Source organism: Streptomyces xanthophaeus (genome assembly GCF_000725805.1).
Classification (GTDB): domain Bacteria; phylum Actinomycetota; class Actinomycetes; order Streptomycetales; family Streptomycetaceae; genus Streptomyces; species Streptomyces xanthophaeus.
In genome coordinates this window covers 275,407-289,144 of sequence record NZ_KL647133.1, presented here as the reverse complement: position 1 = coordinate 289,144, position 13,738 = coordinate 275,407, and the positions used below count along the sequence as shown (strand labels likewise).

At 74.3% G+C, this 13,738-nt stretch carries 9 protein-coding genes, 1 tRNA gene and 1 pseudogene; 6 read left to right on the top strand and 5 right to left on the bottom strand.

The annotated features are described in order from the left end of the window. Positions 1 to 30: 30 nt before the first annotated feature. On the bottom strand, positions 31 to 2,130 hold the full coding sequence (locus IO30_RS45710) for a hypothetical protein (RefSeq protein WP_037895870.1): 2,100 nt from the start codon (positions 2,128 to 2,130) through the stop codon (positions 31 to 33). A 214-nt stretch (positions 2,131 to 2,344) separates the two neighbouring features. Between IO30_RS45710 and IO30_RS0133840 the strand changes: the two genes are divergently transcribed. Both IO30_RS0133840 and IO30_RS47345 read left to right on the top strand, forming a co-directional pair. After that, entirely contained in the window at positions 2,345 to 2,947 is a 603-nt protein-coding gene (locus IO30_RS0133840; RefSeq protein WP_237403389.1) for a sigma factor-like helix-turn-helix DNA-binding protein, read from the top strand. Between the two features lie 803 nt (positions 2,948 to 3,750). Beyond that, positions 3,751 to 4,470: pseudogene (locus IO30_RS47345) on the top strand (IclR family transcriptional regulator domain-containing protein); the annotation flags it as partial. A 549-nt stretch (positions 4,471 to 5,019) separates the two neighbouring features. Here IO30_RS47345 and IO30_RS0133825 read toward each other — a convergent pair. Then, positions 5,020 to 5,104, bottom strand: a tRNA-Leu gene (locus IO30_RS0133825). 218 nt (positions 5,105 to 5,322) lie between these two features. Further along, entirely contained in the window at positions 5,323 to 6,264 is a 942-nt protein-coding gene (locus IO30_RS0133820) for a beta-ketoacyl-ACP synthase III (protein ID WP_031149492.1), read from the bottom strand. A 205-nt stretch (positions 6,265 to 6,469) separates the two neighbouring features. Here IO30_RS0133820 and fdhD point away from each other — a divergent pair, with 205 nt between their 5' ends. Then, positions 6,470 to 7,300, top strand: coding sequence for a formate dehydrogenase accessory sulfurtransferase FdhD (gene fdhD, locus IO30_RS0133815; protein ID WP_031149490.1), 831 nt, complete (start codon positions 6,470 to 6,472; stop codon positions 7,298 to 7,300). A gap of 104 nt (positions 7,301 to 7,404) precedes the next feature. Here the strand turns inward: fdhD and IO30_RS0133810 are convergent, their stop codons facing one another. Together IO30_RS0133810 and IO30_RS0133805 are read right to left on the bottom strand one after the other, a co-directional pair. Continuing rightward, positions 7,405 to 7,836, bottom strand: a complete 432-nt coding sequence (locus IO30_RS0133810; protein ID WP_107065069.1) for a (2Fe-2S) ferredoxin domain-containing protein — start codon at positions 7,834 to 7,836, stop codon at positions 7,405 to 7,407. 9 nt (positions 7,837 to 7,845) lie between these two features. Then, a complete protein-coding gene (locus tag IO30_RS0133805) occupies positions 7,846 to 8,955 on the bottom strand; it encodes a bile acid:sodium symporter family protein (RefSeq protein WP_037895868.1) in 1,110 nt (369 codons plus the stop codon). A 570-nt stretch (positions 8,956 to 9,525) separates the two neighbouring features. Between IO30_RS0133805 and IO30_RS0133800 the strand changes: the two genes are divergently transcribed. The 3 genes from IO30_RS0133800 to IO30_RS0133790 all read left to right on the top strand — a co-directional run bounded on the left by IO30_RS0133800 (position 9,526) and on the right by IO30_RS0133790 (position 13,734). Next, entirely contained in the window at positions 9,526 to 10,377 is an 852-nt protein-coding gene (locus IO30_RS0133800) for a LysR family transcriptional regulator (RefSeq protein ID WP_031149485.1), read from the top strand. Between the two features lie 143 nt (positions 10,378 to 10,520). Then, a complete protein-coding gene (locus IO30_RS0133795) occupies positions 10,521 to 12,344 on the top strand; it encodes an AMP-dependent synthetase/ligase (RefSeq protein WP_031149483.1) in 1,824 nt (607 codons plus the stop codon). Positions 12,345 to 12,468: 124 nt separating this feature from the next. Next, positions 12,469 to 13,734, top strand: a complete 1,266-nt coding sequence (locus tag IO30_RS0133790; protein WP_031149482.1) for an ABC transporter substrate-binding protein — start codon at positions 12,469 to 12,471, stop codon at positions 13,732 to 13,734. The last annotated feature ends 4 nt before the right edge of the window (positions 13,735 to 13,738 follow it).

Genomic DNA, 13,738 nt, shown 5'->3' with positions numbered 1-13,738 from the left:
TTACAGCCGGTGGGCGGTGCCACCGACCCGTCAGTCCCGGCCGCCGCCCTCCCCGTCGAGCGCGGTGACGCGGCCGCCGCCCGCGAGCCGGCCCGTCAGCGAGACCGCGGCGCCCTCCGGCCCGGCGGGTGCGGTCAGGGTCCGGCCCGCCGCCTCCGCCCCGACGGCACCGGTGGCGGTGATCCCGGTGACCTCCCGGCTGCCGGCCGCGAGCTGGTACCAGCGTCCGGCCGGGGACCGCCACCGGGTGCCCGCGAGGAGGTGCTGGCCGAAGCGCCCGCAGGCCGCGGTGGCCCGGGCCCGTGCCACGTCCTGCGGCGGCCCGGACGGCGGGCTCAGCCGGACGAGCACGTCGCCGGGGCCTTCCCAGGACGAGGCCCTGGTGCAGGACCACACGCCCCGGCCGCCGCCGTCGGGCAGCTCCGAGGCGGCGAACTCCCAGACGTTGACGGCGCGCACCCCGCCGCCCCGCACCTCCCGCAGCCGGCAGGCGATGGGCGCCCAGGCGGCCCGGGCGGCCGGTCCGGTGGCCTCGCGCGGCTGCCGCGCGGCGACGGCGCCCGGCCCGTCGGGCAGCGGCGTGTAGGTGAGGTGTACGGGGGTCAGCGCGCCCAGGTCGGCGAGGACGAAGGAGTGCTTCTCCACGATGCGGGCCGAGGAGGTGACTTCGAGGACGGGCCAGGCCCCGCAGGCGCCCTCGGCGGGAGGTACGGGGACGGGTTCCGTGACCCCGTCGGCGGCGAAGGCCAGCGGCCTGGTCCCGTCCCCGGCCCGGAGCAGGTCGCGGGTGCCCGCCGCGGCGATCCACGGGGCGAGCAGGTAGCGGGCGCGGGTTCCGCCGGAGCCGCGGACCAGGGTGAGTGCGGCGGCGGTGGTGACCCCGGCCTCGTCGGTACGGGCGAACTCCAGCTCCCGTCCGCGCTGCCCGCCGGTGGCTTCGGCGTAGCGCACCACCCGTTCCCCGTCGAGCAGGAGCACCACGGTCCGGCCCTCGCTGTCCCCCGCGTACAGCAGCTGCGGGGGCCGGGCGGGCAGGTCGGCGGCGGTCCCCGGGGCGACGCCGACCCGTACGCCGCCGCGCTGCACCTGCGCGTACGGGGCCTGCGCGTACGGGTTCTGCGCGGCGGAGGCGGAGGAGCCCGGGGCGGAGGGGCTCCCGGCGGAGGCGGCCGGGGCGGAGGGGGTCCCTGCGGAGGCGGATGAGCCCGGCGCGGAGGAGGGCACCGGCCCCCGGGCGGCCACGGACGACCAGGTGCCGAGCGCCCGCGCGAGCAGCGCCCGGTCCTCGGCGCGCGCGCCGCGGGCGGGCCAGGCGGTGAAGTCCACCCTGGCGGTGTCGGCCCAGGCCTGCGCCGGGACCCGCTGGAGGCGGCCGGGGTCCAGCGCCCCGGCGCCCGCCGAACCGCCCGCGGGCCGCGAGGCGTACGGCTCGGGCGGACCGTCGGCGACCAGTACCCCGGCGACGACGGCGAGCGCGGCGGCCGCGGCCCACCCGGCCCGCATCCGGCGGCGCCGGCGCAGCAGGTCGGTGGGGCGGGTGCTGACCACGCTGGCGTCGAACTCCGGGCGGCCCAGCTCCCGCAGGAGCGTTTCACCGACCCGCACCGCCAGGGCCTCGCCCATCACGTCGGCGGGGGCCGGGACACCGGCCGCGCCCAGCAGCCGGGCGGCCGCCTCCTCGGGCAGGCCGTCCATGCGGTGCAGGACGAACGCCGCCCGGACCGGCGCGGGCTCATCCGCCAGCGCCCGGGCGGCCTCCTCGATGCCCCCGGCGGGCGGCCACAGCCGCAGCCCCCACACGAAGGGCGGGAGCGGCGGCCAGCCCGCGCGCGCCAGGGCGGTGCCGGCCCGCCCGGCGGGAGCGAGGCAGCCGCGCAGGACCCGTACCCGCACCTCGGCGAGCGGTCCGCCGGGGCTGTCGGGGCCGCCCGGACCGCCGCGCTCGCCGCCTGCGCCGGAGCGGGGCAGCGCGCGCTGCACGGCCCGGTGGGCCAGCAGCACCCGGCTGTGGCGGCCGAGGGAGTCGGGGAGCGTGAGGTAGGCGAGCCGTACGAGTCGGGGGTACTGCTCGACGAGGACCGCCTCGGCCTGTTCGAGGGCGGTGGAGCGGAATCGCGGTGATGTGCTCACGTTTCCGACAAACGAGTGAATCTTGGGATGGTCACACCCAGTGCACCGACATCGGCTGGCGGCATATGCATACGCGCTGGTTGCAGGCCTGCCCGATCGGCATCGATCACGAGCCGATCATCACCGAACGTAATATTTCCAGGTTTCCTCTTCTGCGCCCCGCGGATGCGCCCGCGCTGATTTCCTGAGCCCGCACAGGGGATGAGGTGGAACGGTGAGCGATGGCGGACCGGAGGAGTCCGGTGGGGCCGTGGGACTGCCGAGCCGGCGTCGGCGGCCGACTCCCATGAGCCAGTGGGACGCGGCGGCACGCCTGTCGTACTGGGCGTTCCACGCCGACCGGCGGCCTGCGTACATGCGGTTCGCGTACCTGCACCTGGGTTCCGACGCGGCGGCCGAGCAGACGGTGGACGCCGCCTTCGACTCGATCATGAGCCAGTGGCTCCGGATGCTCCACATGGACCGGCTGGACGCCTACGCCTGGACCGTCCTCAAGCACTGCATCGTCGACCGGGAGCGCCGCCGCTCCCCCCGGCAGCAGCGTCCCGAGCCGATGGACATCAGCGCCTTCGAGGCCGCCCTGAAGGAGGCTCACGCGGACCAGTACGAAGTACTGACCGACACCATCCGCTTCTACTCCGCCGTGTCCCGGCTGGCCGAGCGGCAGCGCGATGCCGTCCTGCTGCGGTACGGGCTCCGGTGCTCCCCCGGCGAGGCCGCCGCCGTCATGGGCGTCGACGAGGCCACCGTCGGCTCGTACCTCGGCCAGGCGCACCGGCGGCTCTCCCGCCTGCTCGACACCCCCGCCGAATCATGAGCCGCCGCGACCGCCGCGACCGCCGCGAGCAGGGGGACGCCGACGGAACCCCCCGCTCCCTCGCCGAGTTCCTGGCCCGGGCGGGGGTCCGCGACCGCTACCCGCACTACGACCTCGGCGCGGCCGAGGCCCGGCTGCTGCGCGCGCCGCGCGGGGCCGGCATCGCGACCCGGACCCGGCGCCGCTCCTCCGGCTGGAGCGACCCCGCGCGGGACTGCCCGCTCGACGCCGAACGCGCCCGGCGCGACCTCAAGGCCGCCTGCCTGGCCTCCGTGTGCGCGCCCGAGGCGCAGGCACGGCTCGGCTCCTTCGTCGCCCACGCCCACACCGACCTGGCCGGCGCGGTCGTCTTCGGCTGCCTGCTGCACCTGTCCGGGATGCGCGAAGGGGCCCGGTTCTGGTGGCAGTTCGCGGCGGGTTCCGGCAGTCCGTGGACCGCCCCGGCGGCCTACTGCCTCTTCCTCGACCACTCCCGCCGCGGCGAGCACCACGACGCCGGGCTCTGGGCCCGCGAGCTCGGCCGCCGCGGTTTCCGGCCGAGCGGGGCCCGCGACCTGCGGGAGGTGCGGCTGTGCGCCCAGGCGGCCGTCCTGCGCTTCGTGGAGCAGTCCGACGACCCCGATCTGGGCCCGGTGCCGCTGCCGCGGCCCGGGCTGCCCGGGGTCCTGGCCGCGTTCCTGCCCCCGCGGGCCGCCGCCGCGCCGGCAGCGCCCGACCGGCCCGCCGCCGGTCCACTGCGGAACCCCGCGCTGACGGCGGCGGCCCGCAGGACGGCCGTCCAGGGCTCCGGGACCGGCGAGGCTCTGGCGGAGGCCCGTCGCGCGCTGGCCGTCGTACGGGTCCTGGAGAGGCATCCGCTGGGGGTGCGGGGCGGACAGCTCGGCCGGGAGTCGGGCCTCGCCGAGGCGGAACTCGGTCCCCTGCTCGCGATGCTGTGCGAGGAGGAGTACGCGTACCGCCCGGGCGCCGGGGTGTACGCACCCGGCCCGGCCCTCGACCGGCTCGCCGCGCCCGGGGGCAGCGGGCTGGCGGGACAGCTCCAGCGCACCCTGGCCCTGGCGCGGGACAGCGCGGGCGCGGCGGTGTACCTGAGCCGGTACGCCGACGGCGAGGTCCGCATCACGCAGATGGCCGACGGGCCCGGCACCCCGCCGGTCCAGGAGTGGGTGGACTTCCGGGCGGCGGCCCACGCCAGCGCGGTCGGCAAGTGCCTGCTGACGCAGCTCGACCACGACGGCCGCGCGGACCACGTGGCCCGGCACCGTCCCGCGCGCCTCACCCCGCAGACCATCACCGACAGCAGGGCCCTGTTCAGCGCCCTGGACGCGGTGGCCCCGGGGGCGCCCGTCTTCGACCTGCGCGAGTACGCGCCCGGAGTGGTCTGCTCGGCGGTCCCGATCGCCACCGGCGACGCCGCCGGGAGCCTCGCGCTCTCCCTGCCCGCCGTCCACGCCCACCGCCTGCCCTCGGCCACCGGGGCCCTGCGGCGCAAGGCCGTTCCGGTGCTGCTCGCGCTGCTGCTGAGCGGCGCGATCCCGCCGGATCCGGCGGCCGCGCCCGCCGCCCCGGACACCACGGAGGCCCCGGAGCCGCAAGGCCCCGGCGGCGCGGGCCCCGCCGAGTACCGGGCCGGTACCGAACCGCAGCCCCGGCCCCTGCCGCAGCAGGCGCGGGCCCCGGTCACCCCGGAGACCCTGCGCCACCTCCGGCGGCTGTTCCGCACCCCGCTCACCGGCGCGACCCTGCCGTCCGACGGCCCCCACCTGGTCAGCGACAGCACGGCCGCGGCCGCCTACCTCTTCGACGCCGCCCCGCCCACGGGCCGGCCCTGCCTCGCGCTCCCCCACACCTTCACCGAGGTCGCCCCGGGCAGCCTGACGACACCGGACGGCCTGGTGGTCCTCCACACGTGAGCGAACGGCTCCCGCTGGCGCCCCGGCCGAGTCGCCGATCAGGTCGCCGAGGTGGAGCCGTACGGTCCGGCGGCATCGTACGAGGGCGCGAGGGGGCACTGACAGGCGACGCCGTCCGTGGAACGCAAAAGAACCCCACCGGAGTGGGGTTCTTGCTTGTGTCCGAGGGGGGACTTGAACCCCCACGCCCGATAAAGGGCACTAGCACCTCAAGCTAGCGCGTCTGCCATTCCGCCACCCGGACCAGGTGGTCGGCCCCGGTTTCCCGCGGCGACATGGACAACAATAGCAAAGGATCGGCGGGGCTCCGACCACATATTTGCCCGGCCTCCGGTCCGCCACGCCGCGCTGACCTGCATGCATGCACAGCACAACGCCGCGAGACGAATCGTCTCGCGGCGTGTGGCCGTCCTGCGGCGGCGCCGTGGCGGGTCAACCCGCCTGCGCCCGGGGGCGTCCCGCTCAGGGGCAGCTGATGACCTGGCCCGCGTAGGAGAGGTTTCCGCCGAAGCCGAAGAGGAGGACCGGGGCCCCGGAGGGGATCTCGCCGCGTTCCACCAGCTTGGACAGCGCCATCGGGATGCTGGCGGCCGAGGTGTTGCCGGAGTCGACGACGTCGCGGGCGACGACGGCGTTGACGGCCCCGATCTTCTGCGCGAGCGGCTCGATGATCCGCAGGTTGGCCTGGTGCAGGACGACCGCGGCGAGGTCCTCCGGGGCGACCCCGGCCTTCTCGCACACCTTGCGGGCCAGCGGCGGGAGCTGGCTGGTGGTCCATCGGTAGACGGACTGGCCCTCCTGCGCGAAGACCGGCGGCGAGCCCTCGATCCGGACCGCGTGGCCCATCTCCGGGACCGAGCCCCACAGCACCGGGCCGATGCCCGGCTCCGCGCAGGCCTCGACCACGGCCGCGCCCGCGCCGTCGCCGGTGAGGACGCAGGTGGTGCGGTCGGACCAGTCGGTGATCTCGGTCATCTTGTCGGCGCCGATGACCAGGGCGCGGGTGGCGGAGCCGGCCCGGATCGCGTGGTCGGCGGTGGCCAGCGCGTGCGTGAAGCCCGAGCAGACGACGTTGAGGTCCATCACGGCCGGGCCGCCGCCCATGCCCAGCTTGGCGGCGACGCGCGCGGCCATGTTGGGCGAGCGGTCGATCGCGGTGGAGGTGGCCACGAGGACGAGGTCGATGTCGTCGGGGGTCAGGCCCGCGCTCGCCAGGGCCTTGCCCGCCGCCTGGTAGGCCAGCTCGTCGACGGGCTCGTCCGGGCCCGCGATGTGCCGGGTCTTGATCCCGACGCGGGACCGGATCCACTCGTCGGTGGTGTCCACCCTGGCCGCGAGGTCCTCGTTGGTGAGCACTCTCGCGGGCTGGTAGTGCCCTAGCGCCACCACTCGTGAACCGGTCATGGGCGGGGTCCCCCCTCGTACGGAAGTCAGGATCACCCAGCTTCGCCTGCTACTGGTGGGTACGGGGGCGCGTGACCCGACAGGATTCCGCTACTGGAATTTGGAGATTCCCGAGGATCTTCCTGCCGGGAGCGGGGTGCAAAACGGAACCGGGAGAATGACCTTGTCGGATGCAGACGAGAACAGAAGGGGTGGGCTGATCACCATGGGACGGGTCACCGAGCGCCGTCGCGTCGTCCGGATCCGGAACGGGGTCGCAGGGGTCCGGCCGGACACGCTGGTGGCCGAGGAGCCGCTGGAGATAAGGCTGAACGGCAAACCGCTCGCCATCACGATGCGCACACCGGGGGACGATTTCGCACTCGCCGTGGGCTTCCTGGTGAGCGAGGGAGTGCTCGGCGCCGCCTCCGAGGTGCGGGCCGTCACTTACTGCGAGGGCGCGGACGAGGACGGTGTGAACACCTACAACGTCGTCAACGTGCAGCTCGCCGCGGGAGTTCCGGTGCCGGACATCACACTGGAACGGAACGTCTACACCACCTCCTCCTGCGGCCTGTGCGGAAAGGCCAGCCTGGACGCGGTCCGCACCGCCACCCGCTTCCCGGGAGCCGCCGCCGCCGACCCCGTACGGGTCCCCGCGGAGCTCCTCGGCAAGCTCCCGGACCGGCTCCGCGCGGCCCAGAAGGTCTTCGACCGGACCGGCGGGCTGCACGCGGCCGGTCTGTTCTCGGCGCAGGGCGAGCTGCTGGACGTACGGGAGGACGTGGGGCGGCACAACGCCGTCGACAAGGTCGTCGGCCGGGCCCTGCAGGGCGGCCTGCTGCCGCTGACCGGCGCCGTCCTGCTGGTCTCGGGCCGGGCCTCCTTCGAGCTCGCGCAGAAGGCCGTGATGGCGGGCATCCCGGTCCTGGCCGCGGTCTCGGCCCCGTCCTCGCTGGCCGTGGACCTGGCACTGGAGTCGGGGCTGACGCTGGTGGGCTTCCTGCGCGGGGCGGACATGAACGTCTACGCGGGCGAGGAGCGGATCACCTTGTAGCGGGGCGGACGGCTCCCCGTGCGGGGCCGGTACGGGGCTCCCCGTTCGGGCCCGGCACGGGTGCCCGGGCTGCGGGCCCGGCACGGCTCCCCCTGGGGCTCCCCTCAGCGGCCCCGGCGGGAGCGGCGGCCCACGGCCGGTGACGGCTTGGGCTCCGGCGGGTCGATGCGGTGCAGGTCGAGCGTGGCGGGAAGCGGTGTGGCGCCCGGGCCGCCCGACTCGGCCCAGGCGATGATCTCGTCGGTCGCCGTGTCGTCCAGGGCCCAGCCGAACCACACCGCCCGGGCGCCACGGCGGCGGGCCTCGCTGGTGGGCTGCACCACGATGACGTTGGCCTGCGCGCAGGGGCCGAGGCACTCGCTCGTACGGACGGCCAGCCGGCCCCCGGAGGCTTCGGCGGCCTCGCGCAGCCGGGCGAGCTGCCCGGCGTGGTCGGAGCCGGGATTCTTGCGGGGGTCACCGCAGCAGCACCCGCGGCAGACCACGAGGGTGCAGGGGCGTTCGGCACGGGCGGCGATCGGGCGTATCCAGGTCACCGCCGCACGTTACCGGGCCTGCCGGGCGGGGTGTTGGGAGCTCCAGGAGACCTCCACCACACGGGCGGCGGGAAGTTCGCCGCCCCGGCCCCTGGAGTCCCCCGCGCCCCCGGCGTCGCCGACGTCGTCCGCGTCGTCGTCCGCGTCGTCGAGCGGGTCCTCGGCGCGGCGTCGGGCGAGGACCGCGCAGACCATGAGCTGCATCTGGTGGAACAGCATCAGTGGGAGCACGGCGAGGCTCGCCTGGGCCCCGAACAGCACGCTGGCCATGGGGAGTCCGGCCGCCAGGCTCTTCTTCGACCCGGCGAACTGGACGGCGATGCGGTCGGCGCGGTCGAAGCCGAGACGCTTGGCCCCGTACCAGGTCACGAGGAGCATCACGCCGAGGAGCGCGGCCTCCACCAGCAGCAGGGCACCGAGGCGCGGGAGGCTCACCTGCTGCCAGACCCCGGCGGCCATGCCCGCGCTGAAGGCCGCGTAGACGACGAGCAGGATCGAACCGCGGTCGACGCGGCCGAGGACCTTCTTGTGGCGGACGAGGAAGCCGCCGACCCAGCGGCGCAGGAACTGGCCGAGGAGGAAGGGCAGCAGGAGCTGGAGGACGATCTTCAGCAGGGAGCCGAGGGAGAAGCCGCCCGCGTGGCCACCGAGCAGGAGCGCCGCGAGCAGGGGGGTGAGGAGGATCCCGGCGAGGCTGGAGAAGGAGCCGGCGCATATCGCGGCGGGGACGTTGCCCCGGGCCATGGACGTGAAGGCGATCGAGGACTGGATGGTCGAGGGGACCAGGCAGAGGAAGAGCAGGCCGCTGTAGAGCGGGGGCGTCAGGAGGGTCGGGACCAGGCCCCGGGCGGCCAGACCGAGGAGGGGGAAGAGGAGGAAGGTGCAGGCGAGCACGGTGAGGTGGAGTCGCCAGTGCCGGAACCCGTCGAGGGCCTCGCGGGTGGAGAGCCGGGCGCCGTAGAGGAAGAAGAGCAGGGCCACGGCCGCGGTGGAGGCGCCGTCCGCGAGGGCGGCGGCCGCGCCGCGGGCGGGCAACAGGGCGGCGAGGCCGACGGTGCCGAGCAGGGCCAGGACGTACGGGTCCAGGGGCAGCCTGGCGGGGAGGTGCGGGCGGCGCATGCGCGGGGTGCTCTTTCGCTGTCGGGGCGGGGTGCCCATGGGTTGGGGTGGGGTGCTCCCGCCTCCCGCTCAGGGGCAGGTCGGGGGTCATGCCTACGGGCGCGGGCGGGTGCTCCCTGCGCCCGCCCAGCGGGCAGGTCGGGGTGCTCCCGCGCCCGCCCACGGGCAGGTCGCTTCCCCGCCCATGCCCACAGGCAGATCGGGGTGCCACCCGTTCCCACCCACAGGCAAGTCGGGTGCTCCGCCACCCACCCACATGCAGGTCAGGGGTGCCACCCTTTCCCGCCCACATGCAGGTCAGGGGTGCCACCCTTTCCCGCCCACATGCAGGTCAGGGGTGCCACCCTTTCCCGCCCACAGGTAGGTCAGGGGCGCTCCCCACTCCCACCCGGGGGCAGGTCGGGCGCTCCCCGCTCCCGCGCACAGGCACGTCGGGTGGCTCCCCCGCCCGTGCCCACGGGCAGGTCGGGTCGCTCACCTCCATCGTCACCGGACGGCAGTCATCGGGAAACCTGCACACTGCACTCACTGTCATCGCGAAGCGCAATGACACCGCCCTAACATGGGGGTATGTACGACCCCGTCCAGTTGCGCACCTTCCTCACGGTCGCCCAGACGCTCAGCTTCACCCAGGCCGCCGGGCGGCTCGGTGTGGGGCAGTCCACGGTCAGCCAGCACGTGCGGCGGCTGGAGGAGGCGACGGGACGGCCGCTGTTCGTCCGGGACACGCACCGCGTGGAGCTGACGGAGGACGGCGAGGCCCTGCTGGGCTTCGCCCGGACGATCCTGGAGGCGCACGAGCGGGCGGCGGCCTTCTTCGCGGGTACGCGGCTGCGCGGCCGGCTGCGGTTCGGGGCGTCGGAGGACTTCGTGCTGACGCGGCTGCCGGAGATCCTGGAGGGCTTCCGGCACGAGCACCCGGAGGTGGACCTGGAGCTGTCGGTGGAGCTGTCGGGCACCCTGCACGAACGGCTGGACGCGGGGCGCCTCGACCTGGTGCTGGCGAAGCGGCGGGGTCCGGGGGACGAGCGGGGCCGGCTGGTGTGGCGGGACCGGATGGTGTGGATCGGGGCGGAGGGGCTGCGGGTGGACCCGGAGCGGCCGGTGCCGCTGATCGTCTTCCCGCCGCCGGGGATCACCCGGGCGCGGGCACTGGAGGCGCTGGAGCGGGAGGGCCGGGCCTGGCGGATCGCGTGCACGAGCGGCAGCCTGAGCGGTCTGGTCGCGGCGGCCCGGGCCGGGCTCGGGGTGATGGCGCACACCCGGGGCCTGATCCCGCCGGGACTGGTGCGGGTGGGCGGGCTGCCGGAGCTCGGGCCGGTGGACTTCGCACTGCTCCAGGGACAGCGGCCGACCCCGGCCTCGGACGCCCTGGCCGCGGCCGTCCTCGGCGGCGCGGACCGCCTCAGCCGTGCCTCCTGACCCGGCGGACCCGGCGGACCCGGCGGGGCCCCCGCGGGCGGGAAACCGCTGGCTGCGGAGGTCTTGTGGAGGAATCCGCAGGCTGATCATCTGTAGCCGGGCGTGGGGTAGCGTCGCCGCGCCGTGCGGAGAGGAGCGTGACCTTGCGCGAGATCACCGTCCCGCCGGTCGCCACGGGCGCGCCCGTCGGCGGCCTGGCCGACGTCGTCTTCCAGCATGCCCGCCAGGATCCCGGCCGGGTGGTGCTCGGCCGGAAGACCGGGGGGATCTGGCGCGATGTGACCTCACGGGAACTGGCGGCGCAGGTGCTCGCACTGGCCAAGGGGCTGCTGGCCCAGGGAGTGCGGTTCGGGGACCGCGTCGCGGTGATGTCCCGCACCCGGTACGAGTGGACGCTCTTCGACTTCGCGCTGTGGGCCGTCGGGGCACAGCCCGTCCCGGTGTACCCGACCTCCTCCACCGAGCAGGTGCACTGGATCCTGTACGACGCGCAGTGCACGGCCTGTGTCGTGGAGAACGAGGACCAGGCCATGACCGTGGGCTCGGTGATCGACCGGCTGCCGATGCTGCGCCGGCTGTGGCAGCTCGACACCGGGGCGGTGGACGAGCTCGTGGCCGCCGGGAGCGGGGTCGCCGAGGACGTCGTGCACCGCCACCGGAGCGCCGTGACCCCCGACGCGGTCGCCACCGTCATCTACACCTCGGGCACCACGGGCCGCCCGAAGGGGTGCGTGCTGACCCACGCGAACTTCATGTACGAGGCCGACACGCTGGTCAGCCGCTGGGAGTCGGTCTTCCGGGCGCGCCCCGGCGAGGAGCCCTCCACCCTGCTCTTCCTGCCGCTGGCCCACGTCTTCGGGCGGATGGTGGAGGTGGCCGCGGTCCGGGCCCGGGTCAAGCTCGGGCACCAGCCGGTGCTGGCGGCGGCCGAGCTGCTGCCGGACCTGGCCGCGTTCCGGCCGACCTTCGTACTCGGGGTCCCGTACGTCTTCGAGAAGGTCTTCGCGGCGGCCCGCCGTACGGCGGAGGCGCAGGGGCGTACGGGGCCCTTCGACCGGGCGGTGGAGACGGCGGTGCGGTACGCGGAAGCCCGCGAGGAGAAGGCCTTCGGCACCGGACCGGGGCCTTCGGCGGGGCTGCGGATGGAGCACCAGCTGTTCGAGAAGCTGGTGTACGCGAAGGTCCGCGAGGCGATGGGCGGCCGGGTGCGGCACGCGATGTCGGGCGGTTCGGCGATGTCGCGCCGCCTCGGGCTGTTCTTCGAGGGCGCGGGGATCACGGTGTTCGAGGGGTACGGGCTGACGGAGTCGTGCGCGGCGGCGACGGCGAACCCGCCGGGGGCCACGAAGTACGGCACGGTGGGCCCGCCCATCCCGGGCAGTACGGTGCACATCGCGCAGGACGGGGAGGTGTGGCTGCACGGCGGGCACATCTTCTCCGGCTACCTCAACGACCCGCACGCCACGGATGAGGTGCTGCGCGGCGGCTGGCTGGCGACCGGGGACCTGGGGCGGCTCGACGAGGGCGGGTACCTGACCATCACGGGCCGCAAGAAGGAGATCCTGGTGACCTCCAACGGCAAGAGCGTGGCCCCCAACGCCCTGGAGGAGCGGGTGCGTTCGCATCCACTGGTGTCGCAGTGCGTATTGGTGGGCAATGACCGGCCCTACATCGCCGCGCTGCTCACCCTGGACATGGAGGGGGTCGCGCACTGGCTGGCCATGCGCGGCCGGCCGCAGCTGGGGGCCGCGGACCTGGTGCACGACGAGGAGCTGACGACGGAGGTCCGCAGGGCGGTGGTGGCCGCCAACACCCTGGTCTCGCAGGCCGAGGCGATCCGCAACTTCCGGGTGCTGGCGGATCAGTTCACGGAGGAACAGGGGCTGCTGACCCCTTCGCTGAAGCTGAAGCGGCGGGCGATCGAGAAGACGTACGCCAAGGAGGTCGCGGCCCTCTACCAGGCATGACGTACCCGGCCGGGGCGCCGTCCCATGGATTCTGACGGTCCATCACTTTACTTCGTCCTTGATATTGACGATCCGTCAGGTCGCGCACAGAATGCGGGGATTCCGACCGGAGGGGATCCTTTACATGTTGCGACCGATCCGCACCCTGGCCGCCGCGGCAGCGGCCCTCGCGCTCGTCTCCGCCTGCAACTCCGCCTCCACCTCCAGCGGCACCGGCCCGAAGCCCGGCCCCGCCGGGAACGCCCGCGGGGTGACCGCAGACTCGATCAAGGTCGGCGGGATCGTGTCGATGACCACCGCCAGCGGCTACAGCAAGAAGGACACCGACCTCGGGGCCAGGGCGCGCTACCTCAGAGCCAACGCCGAGGGCGGCGTCAACGGACGCAAGATCGAATACCTCGGCGCGGAGGACGACGGCCAGGACCCGGCGAAGAACCTCGCCGCAGCCCGCAAGCTCGTCCAGCAGGACAAGGTCTTCGCGGTGTCCCCCATGAGCTCGGTGACCTTCTCCGGAGCCGACTTCCTGGAGCAGGAGAAGGTCCCCACCTTCGGCTGGGGCACCCTGCCCTCCTTCTGCGGGCCCAAGTACGTCTACGGGTTCAACGGCTGCCTGGTGCCCACCCCCGGCGGAACCCTCAACCAGACCTGGCCCGAGGGCATCGCGCAGATCCTCGGCGGGGCCCAGGGCAAATCGGTGGCGGTCATCGCCAACGACAGCGACGCCGGCAAGTTCGGCATCCGGACCTTCCAGCAGGGCTTCACGAGCGCCGGGTTCACCGTCTCCTACGCCAAGGCCTCCGTACCCGGCACGGCCGTTCCCAACGACTGGTCCGCGTACGTGAAGGAGATCATGGAGAGCAACGGCGGCAAGGCGCCGGACGCCGTGGTCTCCGTGATGCAGACCCCCAACAACATCGGTCTGTTCACCGCACTCAAGCGCAGCGGCTACAAGGGCCTGATCTCCGACCCCACCGACTACGACCCGGGCCTGCTCGCCAAGGACGCCACCAAGCAGGCGCTCGACGGGGTGCACGTCCTGCTGCAGTTCCAGCCCTTCGAGTCGGCCGATCCGCAGATGGCGCAGTTCAAGGCCGACATCAAGGCGGCCGCGGGCGGCCAGGACGTACCGCTCAACATGCACATGATGACCGGGTACATGTCGGCCGACCTGTTCCTGTCCATCGCGCAGAAGGCGGGCAAGGAGCTGACCGTCGAGTCCTTCCAGGCCGCCGCGCAGGGCTTCTCCGACACCGGCACGCTCGTCGGCGACCGGGCGGAACCCAAGGGGCAGAAGGACAGCTTCGGCTGCGGGGCGCTCGTACAGCTGAAGAACGGCGCGTACGAGGTCTCCGTCCCGTTCAAGTGCTACGAGCCCATCCCCTTCAAGTAGAGGA